At 39.4% G+C, this 16,952-nt stretch carries 17 protein-coding genes; 6 read left to right on the forward strand and 11 right to left on the reverse strand.

All coding sequences use genetic code 11. The annotated features are described in order from the left end of the window. Positions 1-117: 117 nt before the first annotated feature. Positions 118-822 carry a DnaA regulatory inactivator Hda gene (hda, locus tag E0H94_RS07525; RefSeq protein WP_131325824.1) on the reverse strand — a complete coding sequence of 235 codons (705 nt, stop codon included), beginning with the start codon at positions 820-822 and terminating at the stop codon, positions 118-120. Positions 823-846: 24 nt separating this feature from the next. Continuing rightward, positions 847-2,055 (reverse strand): chloramphenicol efflux transporter CxpE, encoded by a 1,209-nt coding sequence (cxpE, locus tag E0H94_RS07530; RefSeq protein ID WP_131325825.1) that lies wholly within the window; start codon positions 2,053-2,055, stop codon positions 847-849. 134 nt (positions 2,056-2,189) lie between these two features. Between cxpE and purM the strand changes: the two genes are divergently transcribed. Next, entirely contained in the window at positions 2,190-3,260 is a 1,071-nt protein-coding gene (gene purM / locus E0H94_RS07535) for a phosphoribosylformylglycinamidine cyclo-ligase (protein ID WP_131325826.1), read from the forward strand. After that, on the forward strand, positions 3,257-3,889 hold the full coding sequence (gene purN, locus E0H94_RS07540) for a phosphoribosylglycinamide formyltransferase (RefSeq protein ID WP_131325827.1): 633 nt from the start codon (positions 3,257-3,259) through the stop codon (positions 3,887-3,889). The genes purM and purN overlap by 4 nt, the downstream gene beginning before the upstream one ends. A gap of 57 nt (positions 3,890-3,946) precedes the next feature. On the opposite strand, the gene E0H94_RS07545 is transcribed toward purN, so the two are convergent. Then, positions 3,947-4,741, reverse strand: coding sequence for an alpha/beta fold hydrolase (locus E0H94_RS07545; RefSeq protein WP_131325828.1), 795 nt, complete (start codon positions 4,739-4,741; stop codon positions 3,947-3,949). Next, positions 4,738-5,763 (reverse strand): signal peptide peptidase SppA, encoded by a 1,026-nt coding sequence (gene sppA / locus E0H94_RS07550; protein ID WP_131325829.1) that lies wholly within the window; start codon positions 5,761-5,763, stop codon positions 4,738-4,740. Before sppA ends, E0H94_RS07545 begins: the two co-directional genes overlap by 4 nt. 130 nt (positions 5,764-5,893) lie before the next feature. Here sppA and E0H94_RS07555 point away from each other — a divergent pair, with 130 nt between their 5' ends. Further along, positions 5,894-6,841, forward strand: coding sequence for a lysophospholipid acyltransferase family protein (locus tag E0H94_RS07555; protein ID WP_131325830.1), 948 nt, complete (start codon positions 5,894-5,896; stop codon positions 6,839-6,841). Here E0H94_RS07555 and E0H94_RS07560 read toward each other — a convergent pair. From E0H94_RS07560 to E0H94_RS07570, 3 genes are all read right to left on the reverse strand, one after another. Next, positions 6,831-9,239, reverse strand: coding sequence for a DNA internalization-related competence protein ComEC/Rec2 (locus E0H94_RS07560; RefSeq protein WP_131325831.1), 2,409 nt, complete (start codon positions 9,237-9,239; stop codon positions 6,831-6,833). The genes E0H94_RS07555 and E0H94_RS07560 overlap by 11 nt on opposite strands. 83 nt (positions 9,240-9,322) lie before the next feature. Further along, on the reverse strand, positions 9,323-10,009 hold the full coding sequence (gene lolD, locus E0H94_RS07565; RefSeq protein WP_131325832.1) for a lipoprotein-releasing ABC transporter ATP-binding protein LolD: 687 nt from the start codon (positions 10,007-10,009) through the stop codon (positions 9,323-9,325). After that, positions 10,002-11,237, reverse strand: a complete 1,236-nt coding sequence (locus E0H94_RS07570; RefSeq protein ID WP_116759462.1) for a lipoprotein-releasing ABC transporter permease subunit — start codon at positions 11,235-11,237, stop codon at positions 10,002-10,004. The genes lolD and E0H94_RS07570 overlap by 8 nt, the downstream gene beginning before the upstream one ends. A gap of 25 nt (positions 11,238-11,262) precedes the next feature. Here E0H94_RS07570 and E0H94_RS07575 point away from each other — a divergent pair, with 25 nt between their 5' ends. After that, positions 11,263-11,832, forward strand: a complete 570-nt coding sequence (locus E0H94_RS07575; protein WP_116759358.1) for a PilZ domain-containing protein — start codon at positions 11,263-11,265, stop codon at positions 11,830-11,832. Positions 11,833-11,841: 9 nt separating this feature from the next. On the opposite strand, the gene E0H94_RS07580 is transcribed toward E0H94_RS07575, so the two are convergent. Together E0H94_RS07580 and E0H94_RS07585 are read right to left on the reverse strand one after the other, a co-directional pair. Beyond that, a complete protein-coding gene (locus E0H94_RS07580; RefSeq protein WP_131325833.1) occupies positions 11,842-12,753 on the reverse strand; it encodes a DMT family transporter in 912 nt (303 codons plus the stop codon). Between the two features lie 12 nt (positions 12,754-12,765). Then, positions 12,766-13,242 (reverse strand): YaiI/YqxD family protein, encoded by a 477-nt coding sequence (locus tag E0H94_RS07585; RefSeq protein WP_171304933.1) that lies wholly within the window; start codon positions 13,240-13,242, stop codon positions 12,766-12,768. Positions 13,243-13,526: 284 nt separating this feature from the next. On the opposite strand from E0H94_RS07585, the gene E0H94_RS07590 reads away from it, so the two are divergent. Then, a complete protein-coding gene (locus E0H94_RS07590; RefSeq protein ID WP_131325834.1) occupies positions 13,527-14,456 on the forward strand; it encodes a hypothetical protein in 930 nt (309 codons plus the stop codon). Positions 14,457-14,877: 421 nt separating this feature from the next. Next, positions 14,878-15,018 (forward strand): hypothetical protein, encoded by a 141-nt coding sequence (locus tag E0H94_RS18465; RefSeq protein WP_165492926.1) that lies wholly within the window; start codon positions 14,878-14,880, stop codon positions 15,016-15,018. A gap of 56 nt (positions 15,019-15,074) precedes the next feature. Here E0H94_RS18465 and serC read toward each other — a convergent pair whose 3' ends face one another. Both serC and E0H94_RS07600 read right to left on the reverse strand, forming a co-directional pair. After that, positions 15,075-16,154, reverse strand: coding sequence for a 3-phosphoserine/phosphohydroxythreonine transaminase (serC, locus tag E0H94_RS07595; protein ID WP_131325835.1), 1,080 nt, complete (start codon positions 16,152-16,154; stop codon positions 15,075-15,077). 120 nt (positions 16,155-16,274) lie between these two features. Beyond that, positions 16,275-16,949 (reverse strand): hypothetical protein, encoded by a 675-nt coding sequence (locus tag E0H94_RS07600; protein WP_131325836.1) that lies wholly within the window; start codon positions 16,947-16,949, stop codon positions 16,275-16,277. Between the last annotated feature and the right edge of the window lie 3 nt (positions 16,950-16,952).

Raw genomic sequence — 16,952 nt, forward strand, 5'->3', positions numbered from 1 at the left:
GCATTCTGTTCTCTTTAACTTACATTTCTATTATTTTTCTATGCTCGCAAATCCATGCGATGCGAATTTATGAGTACTTTGTCACAGCTTTTCACATTACTTCAGCGCTTTTATCTGTTATTGATATTCATCGATCAAAGCATAAATCTGTCTTAAAGTGGCATGGCTCAATTTAGTTTTTTCGCCTTTAAGCAATTGAATTAATTGTTCTAAAGTTTGCAAAAGTATCGAAGCCTGCTGTGGACCATGCAACAGAAGATAATCAATAATTTGCTGATCAATATGAATGCCACGTCGGGCGAGCACGGAACTGACTAAAATTTGTCGATCTGCATATAAACTGCCATTCGGAACTTTCACACTCACCGCTTGGGTCAATCGGGACTGCAAATCAGGCAATTCTAATTTCAATTCAATTGGTGCAAAACGAGAGGAAAAAACCAGTTGTCCACCAACTTCGTTATTATAATTGATCAGGTGAAATACTGCTTTTTGCCAGTGTGGTACACCACAGATCGCCTCAATATCATCAAGTGCTACTAAATCATAGCGTTCTAAAGAGGTAATCGCCTCTGTAGGTGCATCCAACAGTTCTAATAAAGAAACCTTTATTGCTGATTTACCCACATCCAAATAAGAATCACAAATGGCAGAAAGTAAATGGCTTTTGCCTGTTCCAGCACCACCATACACATAAAATCGATTCATTAAACCAGCATGTAGCTGACGAATTGCATCAATGACGTGACCCCAACCTGGACCAGAAAAATCACTGATTCGGGCATCGAGTTGGGGTTCAATATCTAATTGCAGTTGACGCATATTCGTGATTAAGCCTTATACGCTTTATGTTTTGGGTTCAATGTTACTCGATTTCTCAGCAGTATGCTGATCTTTCGAAGTTTGGTCTTTAATTTCAATATCAATGTCCATTTGCGAAGTTTCTATACTAATAGAATTTGTTTCAGCAAAGGAAGTCACAACTGCTTGCGTACCATACAACTGACTCTGCTCATACATTTCTCGTACATGTTTAAGCAGCACGACAATCACCGCAGCGACAGGCAATGCAATTAACATTCCTAGAAATCCTGCCAATTGGGCACCTGCCAATACCGCAAAAACCACAGCGACAGGGGACAAACCAATCTTATCCCCCAACAAGAAGGGTTGTAGAATGTAACCTTCTACGGCTTGACCAATCATAAACACCACAGCAACCAAAGCCAGCTGCATCCAATCAAGACCGAACTGGAAAAATGTTGCAATCACAGCTGCGATAATTCCAACACCAAAGCCTAGATAAGGAATAATACTGGCCAAACCTGCCACCATACCAATAATCAGTCCGACTTCTAATCCAATTAATTGCAAACCAACCGCATAAACTATGCCGAGCAATAACATAACCAAAAACTGGCCCTTCACAAATGCGCCCAGTACGCTGTGACATTCACTCACAATTTTTAAGGTAGATTCTTCGTAAGGACGCGGTATGAGGCGGCGCATACTGTCTAGCATACGCTCCCAATCTAACAAAAAGTAAAAAGCAATAATTGGAATAAGAACAACAGTCCCACCGACTTGAATAAAACTCAGTCCAGATTGGGCAATTTTCAGTGCCATGGCTTGTAGACTGTCCGCACTATAGTTGGTCTGAATATAATCCATGACTACCGTAGACAATTGATGTTTATCAATTTCCATTTGCACTAAATTAAAAGTACGCGACAACCAAGGTAAAAAGTTATCATTCAGCCAATGAATTCCTGCCGGAATACTACTTTTGGCATACATTAACTGCTGCCAAATCAAAGGCACCAAATAAGAAATTGCTAAAGTAAAAACAACACCAATTCCAATAAATACAAGACTAATAGACAACCAACGTGGTAATCCAATCTGATGAAATTTTTCCACCAACGGATTAAACAAATAAGCGACTAAAAAGGCGACAATAAATGGGAGTACAACTGGCTTTAATAAATACAATACCCATAAAATGAGTACGATACCCGCAAGAATAAAAATGCGCCGTAAGGTTCGATCGACCATATAGACCCGCCTTTTTCGATTTAATCGTTATAAAAAGTAAAATATTTAAGTAAAGATAGCATTTTAGAGCATAAATAACATAAGAGTTTCGTTTATTCAGGTTATAATCCCCGCGCAAATGCGGAGACTTCACTATGAGCAACTCAACTTCTACCCCAAACACTGGTTTAAGCTATAAAGATGCAGGTGTCGATATTGAAGCGGGCGACGCACTTGTCGATCGAATCAAATCTGTAGCTAAGCGTACAACTCGCCCTGAAGTGATGGGCGGATTAGGTGGCTTTGGCGCACTATGTAAAATTCCTAAAGGCTATGAAGAGCCTGTTCTTGTATCTGGCACAGATGGTGTGGGTACAAAATTACGTTTAGCTTTGAACTTAAACCGTCATGACACAATTGGTCAAGACTTAGTTGCAATGTGCGTAAACGACCTTTTAGTGTGCGGTGCAGAACCTTTATTCTTCCTCGACTACTATGCAACAGGTCACTTAAATGTTGATGTTGCTGCTGATGTCGTAACAGGTATTGGTAAAGGCTGTGAGCTTGCTGGCTGTGCATTGGTTGGTGGTGAAACTGCTGAAATGCCAGGTATGTATGAAGGCGAAGATTATGATCTTGCAGGTTTCTGTGTAGGTGTAGTTGAACAAAGCAAAATCATTGATGGCTCTAAAGTAAAAGCTGACGATATCTTAATTGGTGTTGCATCAAGCGGTGCTCATTCAAATGGTTACTCTCTGCTTCGCAAAATTTTAGACGTGAAAAACGTAGATCTTACTCAAATTGTAGATGGTCGCCCACTTGCTGATACAGCAATGGAACCAACTCGTATTTATGTAAAACCGATTCTGGAACTTTGCAAACAAGTTGATGTACATGCCATGGCCCACATCACTGGTGGCGGTTTACCAGGTAATTTACCTCGCGTACTGCCAAATGGTGCTCAAGCGATTATTAATGAATCTTCTTGGGAATGGCCAGAATTGTTCAAACTTCTTCAAAAAGAAGGTGGTGTTGAACAGTTCGAGATGTACCGTACATTTAACTGTGGCGTAGGTATGGTCATTGCTGTTGATGCAAACGATGCTGATAAAACAATTGCTCTTTTAACCGAACAAGGTGAAAAAGCATGGGTTATGGGTCACATCGTAGACAATGCAGAATCTGTTGAAGGTGCTGACGAGAAAGTCCGCGTAATCTTTGCATAATGAAAATTGCTGTCCTTGTTTCAGGAAGTGGCAGTAACTTACAAGCACTGATAGACGCCCGTCTATCAGGGCAAATTGTAGGAGTTATTTGCAACAAGCCTGAAGCGTACGCGCTAAAACGTGCTCAACAAGCAGGCATTCAGACTGCAGTCATTGAGCACAAGCAATATCCAACTCGAGAAACATTTGATGATGTAATGCATCAACAGTTATTAGATTGGAATGTTGATTTAGTAGTATTGGCAGGTTTCATGCGCATCCTAAGTGCTAAATTTGTCCATGCATGGGAAGGGAAAATGTTAAATATTCATCCCTCTCTCTTGCCGCATTACAAAGGTATGCATACGCACCAACGCGTATTAAATACTGGTGATGTCTATCATGGCTGTACAGTACACTATGTGACAGCTGAGTTAGATGCAGGTCCTTCACTCGCACAAGGCGTATTGAAAGTTGGTCATCAAGATCAGGTTGAGCAACTGGCGCAACGCGTGCATAAACTTGAGCACTTAATCTATCCTCAAGTAGTCGAGTGGATTTGTATAGGTGCACTGCAATATGACAATGCCAATACTGTTCTCTATCGAAATCAACCGTTAGATGGACCGATTCAATTTTGCAAACTATAAATAAAATCGTTCAAATAAAAAATGCATCCTCGGATGCATTTTTTTTTGGATTCTGCATTATTGTTGAATCAATCTTTTTATCAATTCTACTGTAGCTTCTGGATGCTCTAATGGAAACATGTGCCCACCCTCCACTACGCTATATGGAATACTCACTTTTTTCTTAGCAATTTGTGGAAAACCTCGTTTTAAGAACTCACTTTGATCTCCAACCACCAAATGCATCGGTACTTGCGGCTTAGACATTGGCAACCACCACCAAGACGGTGTGTTACGAAATATCGCAACTTCCGCTGCTTTTGGAATGGTCAAGGTAACTCCTCCCCGTTCCATATCTTCGGTTAAAGCATGATCTAGGTAAGCTTGAAAACACTCAGCATCAAATTTTTGATATAAGCTTTTCGGTCTGAGTATTTCACCTGCCTGTTCACGAGAATGCCAATGATCACGTCGACGACTACTTAATCCCGCAGGGGTAATTTGATCAACCCACTTTGGTTTGAATAGCTTCGCAGTATGAAACAGCAAAGATGCCTTACCCATAATCAGTGGTGGATCGAGCATAATCACTTGCTGAAATAATTCAGGACGCTTATAAGCTGCCATCATCGTTAACACTGAACCCAGTGAATGACCCAGCCCGATCACGCGTCGTCCATGTGCTTGCCGCACAATACTGTCAGTCAGTTGATCCACCAAGCGTGGCCAATGGTTGGTGATCGGATAACGTTGATCCGTCCCAATCAAAGGTACATACACAATATCGTAGTCATCTCGAAGTAGATTAAACAGCTTCTCATAGACTTTAGATGGTACGCCATTGGCGTGTGCAAAGTGGATTAATGGCTTCATTGTAGTTTTGTCGTTTGCTCAGCTTGAACCTGTTGAGAAAGTGAAGTCGCAAAACCTTGTCCGATTGAACTTCCCATACGCCCCAGAACAGAATCCAATGGATTATATTGAATGGTATAGTCCACTGTTTTATCGATTTTCAATTCACGTTTCAAGCTATTTAGACTACCTGTACGGTCAGCAATCCCAAGTTTTACTGCTTGCTCACCTGTCCAGAATAGTCCAGAGAAAATGGCAGGATCTTGCGATTTCAATTTAGTGCCGCGACCTTTTTTAACCGCCTCAATAAAGTGATCATGTACATTATCTAATACCGCTTGTACATGTGCTTTCTGTGTAGCATCAACAGGTTGCGTCATTGATAAAAGTGCTTTGTTCTCACCAGAAGTCATGGTGCGGTCTTCTACCCCTAATTTTTGCATGAGGCCATTCACGCCATAATTCGGCATGATTACTCCAATAGAGCCAACCAAACTCGATGGATTAACAATAATTTCATCTGCGGCTGAAGCAATATAATAAGCACCTGATGCACCCGTATCACCAATAATGGCATACAGTTTTTTATCTTTATGCTGTTGTTTTAAATATTGAATTTCTTGCCAAATTTCGTCTGACTGAACAGGAGAACCACCCGGTGAATTAATATTCAATACAACTGCTTGACTACTATTATTTTCAAATGCTTTTTTCAAAGATTTGATCGTATCTTGGCTATTCACACTTTGTTTATCGGCTGCAATTGTGCCAATAATATCAACCACCGCAATATGCGAACCTGTAGCCGAACTTACATCCGTTGGGGTGGTGCTACAGCTTTTCCCTAAAATTACCAAGACAAAGAGAATATAAGCAAAGGTCAGTAGCTTAAAGAAAATACTCCAACGACGTGCACGGCGTTGCTCTTCAACTGAAGCCAATACGGCTTTTTCAAGAATTTGCCATTCTTTTCCAGCATGCTTTTCTAAATTTTGTTGTGTCGTTTGACTTTCGTTTTGTGGTTTAGGTGGCCAATCGGACATTTAAGATGATCCAATAATGAATAAAATTACTCCCATTATATACATGCAAACGCAATAAACTATTTAAACCCTGTATTTTCGCCTATAATAATTACTGTTTTATATTTCTTATCCCCATAATTTTTAGGCAATGACTGATAAAACTTCAAAAACAATGACTGATCGTTTACTCCAATTTGTAAGTCGACAACCTATTCAAATTTCTCGAATGATTGCCCGTTCACTCGCGGGGTTAGTGAACCTATTAAAAATTTCTAAAACATCACAAACAATTCGTCTAAATCTTGAAATTGCCTTACCTGAACTCAGTGATAGCCAACGTGAGCAGATTACTCAACAAGCCATTCGCAATGAACTCATCTCTTATTTCGAGTTCTTTAGCATTTGGGGATCGGAAAGTCAGAAAAATATTTCGCGTATTCATTCAATTACAGGAGAGCAATATTTACATGATGCGCTTGCCGAACAAAAAGGGGCTGTATTAATTATTCCACATTTTGGGACATGGGAAGTCATGAATGCTTGGCTTGCACAATTCACCCAAATGACGATTTTATACAAACCTGTCAAAAACCCATCAGCGGATAATTTTGTGCGTAGTGCACGTAGCCGAGAAAAAGCGCATCTGGTTCCGACCGATGAAACTGGTGTGCGACAAATTTTTAAAGCATTAAAACAAGGGGGTACGACTGTTATCTTACCTGACCACACCCCCAATGTCGGTGGAGAACTTGTTCCATTGTTTGGCCTACCCTTAGAGTCTAGCAACTTAAGTGCGAAACTGATTCAAAAAACTAAAGCTAAAGCATTGTTACTTTATACAATTCGTAATGATGCACATGGTTTTGACATGTATATAGAGCGAATCTCTGATGAAATTTATCAGGGTACGGCAAATGATGGTACACGAATCATTCATCATGAAATTGAAAACCTGATTCAACGTTTTCCAGAACATTATCATTGGAGCTATAAGCGCTTTAAAGCAAATCCTGCACTACGCAATCTATATAATCTTCCTCATGAACAAGCCATGCAGCTGGTTACCGAAATTAGACAACAGCAGACTAGCGACTAAGCCAACGCTGCTGATCACGATAAAAATGCAATTGCACTGTTTGATCCTGAGTCTGAATAAATCGAATGCTGCCCTTATTGGCTGTGCTATAGAGTGGAATGTTGAGCTCCTTTAATCGCTGTTGGGTCAGCTGACTCGGATGCCCATAACGGTTATTAAATCCCGCTGATGCGATAGCAACTTTAGGTTGAAGTTGTTGTAGAAAACCATAAGCAGAACTGTTTTTACTGCCATGATGACCTAAAACCAGAACATCTACTTTTAGATCTGGATAGTCCTTTAGAATCTGATACTCTGCTTCCCACCCGGCATCGCCCATAAGTAAAAAATTGGCATAGGGTTGAGCATTTTGCACTTGAATATAGAGCACACAAGAAAGTTCATTTTGATTGTTAGGTACTTCAATTAATTGCTGTTGTTGTGGTGATAACACCTGAATCTTAACACCGTCTAATTGCCATATTTGCCCTGAATGACAATAGTGAAATTGAGATTCAGGCATTACTTGAACCTGCTCATTACTGTAAATCGTTTGAATAGGCAAACTAGAACGTAAAGAAAAATAGGCGCCGCTATGATCCTGATCTAAATGAGTCAATACAAGCTGATCTAAATCAGATATACCTTTACTATTCAAAAAAGGGCGAATTAACTGCTGTCCTACACTAAATTTTTGCTCATTATAATGACCACCCATATCAATCATCATATGCTGATCATGATTTTGTAAAAAAACAGCCTGCCCTTGCCCAACGTCTAGAACTTGTAATTCAAAGGGATGTTGTGATTCATCCAGTATAAAAATAGGTAAAAAACAGACAATACTCCAACTTTTAGGCACGACTCCCCGAGGTAGAAATAAAATAATCAACCCGAGAACCAGTCCAAACATCACTGTCCCATTCATGGCAATATTTTGTACCGTTGAACCGAATATCTGATCGCCAGTATTTAAGACCGATAGTAAAAAAGACACACCTAGATCATTCAATTTAAATAACAGAATTCCTAAAGGAGGAATAACCCACAAACACAAGGTTGCAATAATGCTCAATGGAACAACAAGGAGACTCAGCCACGGTAATGCCAGCAGATTGCTGAAAGGTGCAATCCAGACCACCTGCTGGAAAAAGATCAACATTAATGGCAAGAGCGCTAAAAAAATTTTCCATTGCGATTCAAATAATATACCTATATATAATTTAAGCTGTGCATAGCGCGTTAGCGTTAATTGCTTGGGCTGCTGTTGTAGGGTTTGATAAATTCTTAATAACACCAAACAGGCGCAATAAGACAACCAAAAGGCAGCGGACAGAATACTAAATGGATCTAAAAATAGGAGAATTGCAGCGCTAAGAAGCAGTACTTGCAAGGCTTGTAATTTGAATTTCGATAAAATCAAGACTGCAAGGATACAACTGGTTAACAGCGTTCGTAATGCAGGAATTTCAAACCCAACAAAAGCGCTATACAGCAATACCCCCATACAAAATGGAATGACCAATAAATAGGGTTTGGGATAACGCAAATACCAACTTGGTGCAAAACGAATAATTAACCGATGAATCACCCAACATAACAATGCGGCAAAGATCAAAACATGGGGGCCAGAAATTGCCAATAAATGACTCAGTCCCATACGTTTAAACAGCTCTTCAACTTCGGGACTCAACAAACTTTGGTCGCCCGTTAACAAAGCCAAAAGTAATCCTGAATGATGTAATGATTGCTTTTGCAATGTATTTCGCAGAGTTAATCTTTGCTGCTCAATCGCCAATAATATTTTTGCAACCATCTGCTGCTGCTGTCTTACATAGGAGATCAACCCCATAGCATAAAGCTGTCGCTCAGTTAGCTTTTCTGCACTTTGCACCTGAAATGCAGACATGATGTTCTGCTGTAAAAACCATTTTTCTTGATCAAATGCACCTGCAATCGCATAACTATGTGCGGGTAAAACTTTCCCATGCAATCGGTAATATTGCCCCAATTCGAGCGAAGTGTCCGATGATGGATGGATATAAGCTAACCATTTCACAGGTTGCTTTCGATCATTCAGTACAATAATCTGTTGTTGAATATGATTAGATTGAAGCTGATTCAATGATTTTACATGCACAACCACTTCGGCAGGTTTTGCAGTCAATTCACGTAAAGACAGACGCTGTGTTAACGCACTGTTTGCATATAAATAAGCCAAATTAAAACTAAACAAGCACAACAAACTTTGCTGTATGAATCGAATCAATTGCAGATTGAGTTGTGGAAACTTAAAAAGAAGACCTTGAACAATCAGCCAAACAGTCGCCAATAAAATACAAGTTTGACCAGTGAGCGCCCAAACTTTCCCCATTCCTGCAATACCCAGAATCCAAGCGATCAGTACGTAATACATCATTATTTTTCATATTGTTTTTCTAAGTGTCGCACATCATAAAGCCCACCGAGGTGGGCTTCAAGTACAACAGAATAATTTAAATTTTATTGAGGGTCGGCCCAAAGTCCATCTTGCATATGCAAAATAGAATCTGCCGTTTGTGCCAATTGTTCATCATGGGTCACAATTAACATTGCCATATTAAATTCTTGCCGTAAATCGCTGAGTAATTCAAAAATTTTAACCGCAGTTTTCCGATCTAAATTACCTGTAGGCTCATCCGCCATCATTAAAGCTGGTTTTGCCACCAATGCACGTGCAAGCGCGACACGTTGGCGTTCTCCACCAGACAATTCGCCCGGCTTATGCGTTAAACGATGCGATAGCCCAACACGGTTTAATAAATATTCTGCCTGCGCTTTGACGTCTTTATAATTCGTCCCTTCACGTAACATTAAAGGCATTGCAACATTCTCTAAAGCCGAAAATTCAGGCAATAAATGATGAAATTGATAAACAAAACCAAGATGTTGATTACGTAAATACCCTCGTTCAGCTTCTCCCATATGGTCAAAACGCTGACCATTGAGCCAGACTTGCCCTTCTGTTGGTCGATCCAATCCACCTAACACATGCAGCAAGGTACTTTTACCTGAACCACTTGACCCTACAATTGAAATAAACTCACCAGCATGGACTTTTAAAGATAGGCCTTTAATCACTTCAACCGTTGATTTACCATCCGTAAAATGTTTGACCACATTCTTGGCTTCTAATACCACGTTACTCATAACGTAAAGCCTCCGCAGGTTGAATTTTGGCAGCACGTAACGCTGGGTAAATCGTGGCTAAGAAACTTAAAATTAAAGAGAGACTGACAATAACCACCACATCTTGCCATCTTAAATAGGATGGTAAGTAGTTAATGAAATAGGCATCAAATAAATGTAAACCGAGTGTAGTATTCACCCAATCAATAAAACCACTGATTCCTGTCGCCAAAATAATACCCAAAACTGCACCAGCTACAGTACCAATGACCCCAATAACCGTACCCTGTACCATAAAAATCTTAGTAATGGTGGCAGGTGAAGCACCGAGAGTTCGTAAAATCGCAATATCCGCCTTTTTGTCAGTCACCACCATCACCAGTGAAGAAACAATATTAAATGCTGCAACCAATACAATCAGGAACAACAGTAGGCTGACCATTGCCTTTTCCATCTGAATAGCACTGAACAAATTACCATGTGTATACGTCCAGTCTGAAGCGTAATAGTTGCCTGGCAATTCGCGTACAATATCATTGCTTACTTGAGGGGCAGCAAAAATATCATCCAACTTTAAACGAATCCCTTGCGCTCCATCGGGTAAGCGAAGAAGCGTTGAAGCATCATTTAGTGCGATATAACCCATCATGGAGTCAACTTCTGCACCAATACTAAAAATACCAACAATTTTAAACCGCTTAAAGCGTGGCACCACACCTGCTGGTGAAGGCGTCGCTTCTGGCAAAACCAAAGTGACACTATCATTCAAACCTAAGCCCAACGCATCCGTTAACTGCTTGCCTAAAACGATACCAAACTCACCTTTTTTTAATTGATCGATATTACCTTCGACCATGTGGTCTTGAATAATCGAGACTTTTTTCTCGTATTTTGGCTCAATACCTGTCACCATAAGACCAGAAACCTGACCATGGGCAGTGATCATACCCTGCAACTGCGTAAAGGGTGCAACACCTTTAACATGCTCATGCTGTTCAACTTTTTTTGCAAGTTCGGGCCAATCTGTTAAAATTTGTGTTGATGAAACAGTGGCTTGAGGTATCATGCCTAGTACACGGTTTTTCAATTCTCGGTCAAACCCATTCATCACAGATAAAACTGTAATGAGGACAGCCACACCTAATGTGAGACCGATCATTGAAACCAGAGCAATAAAAGAAATAAAGTGGTTGCTACGCCGTGCGCGAGTATATCTTAGCCCGATGTACAGCGAGATTGGTTTAAACATACCATCTAGTCCGAGGTAATACATTATGGAAAATTTACAGCATCAAAGCGCTTCAGCGGAACGTCGCGTTATGTCACGTATCGATGCTGCCTTGAGAATTAATTATCAGATTATTTCTGATGATGTTGCTCTTAATGATCCTTACGATCCAAATTTTGTCTTGCCCCGCTATTTTCTACTACTCGCGGAATTAGATCAATTTGATCTGGCATTAAACTACGAATTAGAACAATTAACTGAAAAAGATCAACAAATTGCTCGAATATTATCCTTATTCAATCAAAAATTAAACCTGATTACAGGGTCTTTATACGATGCAATTGTACAGTCCATGTTACCTGTACCCGAACATGTCAATTTTTCAGAGAGCGGGTTTAGTTTTCATAGTGATCGTGAAATTCAGGAAGGTACTTATATCCATGTTACCTTAAGTCATCCTGAAAACTTCTTTCATATTGCTGCGACTGCGCAAGTGGTATATAGCCGTGATGAAGGGAAAGGGAAATACCGTACAGGTGCATATTTCATTACCCTACATCCGCAAGATCGGGTCAAACTGGCTGAATGTGTCAGCTTTGAACAATCTCCCGACTAGACTCATGGACTATCTGGAGCGCTTTAATTTAAGAGCGAGTTCTTTGCTCGCTTTTAAATCTCGATAAAAATAGATAAATAAACCCAACAATAAAATGCCCGCCCCCACAAAGACCATGAATGACAACATTTCCTGATTCAGTATTGCCCCAATCAACATCGCCAAAATTGGCGTCATGACGGTGGTTAATGAAATTGTGGTCGGTTGTAAGTTTTGTACCAATTTAAAATAACAAAACATTGCAATCAGGGATGCCATGATCACGGTATAGAACAATGCCAACACCGATTTCATTTGTGGCATATGGGTGGGTGCATACTGCCAAATGAAAGGAATCAAACAGGCTGCCACAACACTTGAAATCAGAATCGATCCTGTTGCTTGTGCAATTGGATTAATCGGTGCATTAACTTTTTTAACCCAGAACATCGATAAAGCATAAATAAACACGCTCATTAGCATCAATAGAATGCCAATCGGATGTACATGCTGCTGGCTGCCTGTAAAGCAAATAATCGCTAAACCTGATACTGAAATCGCCATGCCTATCCATTGCAGACGATGTAAATATTGCTGAAAAGCAAAACGACCTATCAACCCCGCCATAATGGGAGCTAGACCAAACATTAAGGCAATCATCCCTGAGGATAAATATTGGGTCGCCATATAGGTAAAAATTTGCGAACCAATAAAACTCGCTGCACCTGCCAGATAACTTTGCAAACTGATGCGATCAAATGGCAGACGAACTTTAAGAATATAAACCAGTCCCAAAGCCAACGGCAATGCAATAAAAAAGCGCAGTACCAAAGCCCACATTAAATGTAAATCAGAAACACTCCATACAATGGCTAAAGGCGTTGTTGCCCAAATAAATACCAATAATGCATAAGTAGACGCCAAATTGGCTTTGGATGGCATAGTCAATTCCACTTAAACGCTGGTTTTGCGTTTTTGCTTTTGAATAGTTTGATCAAGACTGCTCGAAAATTCGCGTTTATCACGTTCTGAAATTGGCGGTGGTCCACCAGTTTGTACGCCAGCCCCGCGCAAGGTGTCCATAAAATCACGTAAATGTAAACGTGCTTTAACATTAGCCGTCGTATAAATTTCACCACGAGGATGAATCGCAATTCCCCCGTTCTCAATCACCTGAGCCGCCAGAGGAATATCTTGTGTCACCACAATGTCATTGGCTTGCATACGCGACACAATTTCTTGATCAGCTGCATCTGCACCACTCATCACTTGTATGGAGTTAATACGTACAGAAGGCGTAATCCCCACATTTTGATTGGCGACAAAGGTCACTTCCAACTGATAGCGATCTGAAGCGCGTAAAATGACTTCACGTAAAATTTTTGGTAATGCATCAGCATCAACCCAAAGTTTAAAAGGCAGCACAGGCATCTACGATATTAAAAAATTCCACTCAGTGTAGCAAAAAGCCAAGCATTACTCTGCTGTTCATTTTAAATATACTTGAAAAGTATAATATTATTAAAAAAGCAAATGAAAACAACTCATTTATTTAAAATCAGGATGATCACAAATATACAACACGCTTTCCCGTCTCAATCCAGATTCATCACTTAGTTTATATTTTTATCCTTATTTTCATTCAGATAGACTTGAAATCTTCAAATCACCCTCGATTAATAGATTAAAGCCACTGAACATTCAAAATTGTGCTTATGAAAAATCAAAACAGACCAGAAATGATCAGCATCGAAGATCAAAACTTCGGTAGCCATGTAGAGCATTGGAATCTGCTGACAGAAAATCCAACCACTGAAGTTCCCAAATGGTTAGGTCTGGCACTTGATGCACCCATTATGCCGATGGGACTTTGCCGTGAAGAATGTGATATGGATGCATCTGTATGGCTCATTCAAGGTCCGAGCAAAGAAAAAGTACAACTATGCCAAGTCATTGCAGTGGAAAACAACAAACCTAAAGCGGTGAAGACTGCTTTTCCAAGTTTTGAAAGCCCCTACAAAGTCAAAGCCTCAATTGAGCGGATTATTACGTGTAAATCCAATACTCAAGCCGTACTGCGTTTAAATTTAGGCGACAACAGCATTGTCTATGCCTTTGATAGCCTCTATAGCGTAAATCATGATCAATACCAAAAAGATCAAACCTATTTGGTTCAATTAAATGCATGGGCCTATGAATTAGAAGCAGTTTCTGAGCATGAGCAACTGGTAGTAGATGATCCCGCTTCAATTAAACATCACCGTGCCTTGAACGATATTCTGGCTGCCAATGAAGGCATTGCACCTGCTAACCTACAAGAACAAATCGATGCTTGGGAACCTAAGTGTGAGGATGATAAAGCACCTGTCACAGTCGATTTCTCCAAAATGGTTGCTTATTTGTATGGCGAAAAAATGGGGCAAGAAGATGAGGCTTGGTTCCAAGGAAATATTGTTGGCAAAACCAGCCTAGAATTTATGGGGCAAGAATATACGCTCTACGATGTCACACTCATTCATGATGAAAATCAAGAAGCCACGCTGATTCGTATTGCGACCAAAGATGATCAATATAAACATTTTAATATTGGTCAATACATTCGTGGCAATATTTGGGTTCAAGTGAGTATTCACTCAAAAAATTAGTTTTTTCATTAACATAGCGTTAAAAGAACGGAATACAGATCATGATTGCTCAATGATGATCTGTATTCCGTTATTTCGTATTTATTCTCATCAAAAACATAGTCTCATATTTCTACTGATATTTTATCCACATTTTTTATTTTAAGATTCTTTTTTAAATTCAAATAAAGCAGGGTTATCCATAGTTTTAAATTTATTTACCCATTCATTCAAATATAATGAAAAAGATAAATAAAAACATATAGTTGTTATAATATTAATTAAATAAATGATTTATCTATTATGGATGATTTATTTAAATTAAAAATAGAACTGATTTGCGAATTAACGCCAATTAGTACTTTATTTAGTCAATTTTTTGTGCTTATAATATGAACAAGCAATAGGATTTAACGATAATATAGATCGGAACGAAATATCTATGAAAATCGTACAAGAAGAAAATTTACAGCGCGTTGAAACACAACTTGAACAACGCTACCCACTTGATATGATGTCATGCATTTTTTTTATTTTTGGCATGATGTCATCGGCTTATATTTTGCACCATTTTATTCTTTAATTTTACGCTTAAAATAAAAAACCCATCTTATTCAGATGGGTTTTTGCATATTGGGATTAACCATTACGTTTTGCGAAGTCATCCATAAAGTTCACCAATGCTTGTACCCCTTCTAAAGGAACAGCATTATAAATACTTGCACGCATGCCTCCGACTGAGCGGTGACCTGCCAAATTCAATAAGTGGTTTTCTTCAGCTTCTTTCAGGAATAACTTTTCTAGGTCAGGGTTGGCCAAAGTAAATGGTACATTCATGATTGAACGGTTAGCTTCTACAATTGGATTTGCATAGAAGTCACTCGCATCAATATAACCATAAAGTAATTGGGCTTTTTGTAGGTTCACTTGGTGCATGGCATCTACACCACCATTTTCAAGTAACCATTCAAACACTAAACCAGACAAATACCATGCATACGTTGATGGGGTGTTCACCATAGAATCGTTTTTAGCTTGCGCTGAGTATTTTAGCAAACTTGGGATTTCTGGTTTTGCCTGATCCAGTAAATCGTCACGAATAATAACCAGTGTTAAACCTGCTGGACCAATATTTTTTTGCGCACCTGCATAAATCAACCCGAATTTAGATACATCTAACGGTGCAGATAATATGCTTGATGAAAAATCAGAAACCAATGGTTTATCTGTTTCTGGAATGCCCGCAAATTGTAAACCGCCAATCGTTTCATTGTCTGCATAATGCACATAAGCAGCATCGGCTGATAAATTCCATTGACTTTGTGGCGTGATTGCAAGTTTGCCGTCAATTTTTGTTCCTGCTTCTACAACATGAATATCGCCATAACGCTGCGCTTCTTGCAATGCTTTTTCAGACCAAATACCTGTATGGATATAGTCAGCTTTATTATTTTTACCTAACAGGTTTAAAGGAATGGCAGAAAACTGTAATGATGCCCCACCCTGTAAAAACAAAACTTTGTAATTTTCAGGAATACTCATGAGCTTACGTAAGTCAGCTTCTGCTTTTTCTGCAACCTCAACATAGTCTTTGCTACGGTGGCTCATTTCCATAATGGACAATCCCTTGCCGTGCCAATCCAACATCTCTTGTTGAGCTTTTTCTAAAACGGCAGTAGGTAATGCAGCAGGACCAGCACAGAAATTGTACGCGCGCATGATTTTTCCTTTCAGAGGTGAAACACAATAAAATGATGGCATTTAATCATATCTGGCTCTGGCTTGCAGTAATTTATCCTGAAAATATTTCAATGCAATCGGGTATTTAAAGTCAAAACATCAATAAAGATCAGTTCTTTTTTTAGGTTGAATGGCTTTAATTAAAGATTCACCAGCCACTAAGTAGCTGACTATACGCACAATTAATGCTGGAATTACCATAATTGCATGAATCAAGATTGCTACCATTAAATAACAGCCAAACTCTACATAACGCCATACCTGAATTTTTTTCTTTTTAGGCCCAGCAAGATGTCCTGCTTTTAAATCCTTCAATAATGTTTCACTATGTACATCAATCCAATGACGTGTAGATTGAGCATACAAATTTTGGCTAAACACTCCACGCTGAAATGCCAACCACATTTGTTGTGGTTTTAAGAAAAAACCCGTCGAAAGTGCTATTAAATTCATGATGCCAAGTATGGGATGATTCAACATAGAACCCGTTCCCAACTCCCAAGCACTGACCTCTCCCTCACCAATTCTACCCACGCTGTAACCTGTTAAAATATGGTGTAAGTCATGATATTTGAGATATTTATGTCTTACTGCAATATTCGGAAGCGGTACCAGCAAGCAACCATTATAAACATGAACAGTACAAGGCTCTTGTTCAGCTTGGATCGGGGCAAAACCATTGTTTTGATAAAATAAATCTAACGCTTGATGAATACTCATCTGCTCTAATTGTATTGATGTCAGCACTTGTAAATTGGGAACATATTCAGTCATTCG

This window comes from Acinetobacter sp. ANC 4173, from assembly GCF_004331255.1.
In the GTDB taxonomy this organism is placed as follows: domain Bacteria; phylum Pseudomonadota; class Gammaproteobacteria; order Pseudomonadales; family Moraxellaceae; genus Acinetobacter.

Bases quoted from the DNA above. Each gene is read 5' to 3' on its own strand.
- E0H94_RS18465 (WP_165492926.1), top strand. From the start codon at position 14,878: ATGAAAATCGTACAAGAAGAAAATTTACAGCGCGTTGAAACACAACTT.
- lolD (WP_131325832.1), bottom strand. From the start codon at position 10,009: ATGAGTAACGTGGTATTAGAAGCCAAGAATGTGGTCAAACATTTTACG.
- E0H94_RS07575 (WP_116759358.1), top strand. From the start codon at position 11,263: ATGGAAAATTTACAGCATCAAAGCGCTTCAGCGGAACGTCGCGTTATG.
- E0H94_RS07600 (WP_131325836.1), bottom strand. From the start codon at position 16,949: ATGACTGAATATGTTCCCAATTTACAAGTGCTGACATCAATACAATTA.
- E0H94_RS07570 (WP_116759462.1), bottom strand. From the start codon at position 11,237: ATGTTTAAACCAATCTCGCTGTACATCGGGCTAAGATATACTCGCGCA.
- E0H94_RS07560 (WP_131325831.1), bottom strand. From the start codon at position 9,239: ATGATGTATTACGTACTGATCGCTTGGATTCTGGGTATTGCAGGAATG.
- E0H94_RS07590 (WP_131325834.1), top strand. From the start codon at position 13,527: ATGAAAAATCAAAACAGACCAGAAATGATCAGCATCGAAGATCAAAAC.
- E0H94_RS07545 (WP_131325828.1), bottom strand. From the start codon at position 4,741: ATGAAGCCATTAATCCACTTTGCACACGCCAATGGCGTACCATCTAAA.
- E0H94_RS07555 (WP_131325830.1), top strand. From the start codon at position 5,894: ATGACTGATAAAACTTCAAAAACAATGACTGATCGTTTACTCCAATTT.
- serC (WP_131325835.1), bottom strand. From the start codon at position 16,154: ATGCGCGCGTACAATTTCTGTGCTGGTCCTGCTGCATTACCTACTGCC.
- hda (WP_131325824.1), bottom strand. From the start codon at position 822: ATGCGTCAACTGCAATTAGATATTGAACCCCAACTCGATGCCCGAATC.
- E0H94_RS07580 (WP_131325833.1), bottom strand. From the start codon at position 12,753: ATGCCATCCAAAGCCAATTTGGCGTCTACTTATGCATTATTGGTATTT.
- cxpE (WP_131325825.1), bottom strand. From the start codon at position 2,055: ATGGTCGATCGAACCTTACGGCGCATTTTTATTCTTGCGGGTATCGTA.
- E0H94_RS07585 (WP_171304933.1), bottom strand. From the start codon at position 13,242: ATGCCTGTGCTGCCTTTTAAACTTTGGGTTGATGCTGATGCATTACCA.
- purM (WP_131325826.1), top strand. From the start codon at position 2,190: ATGAGCAACTCAACTTCTACCCCAAACACTGGTTTAAGCTATAAAGAT.
- sppA (WP_131325829.1), bottom strand. From the start codon at position 5,763: ATGTCCGATTGGCCACCTAAACCACAAAACGAAAGTCAAACGACACAA.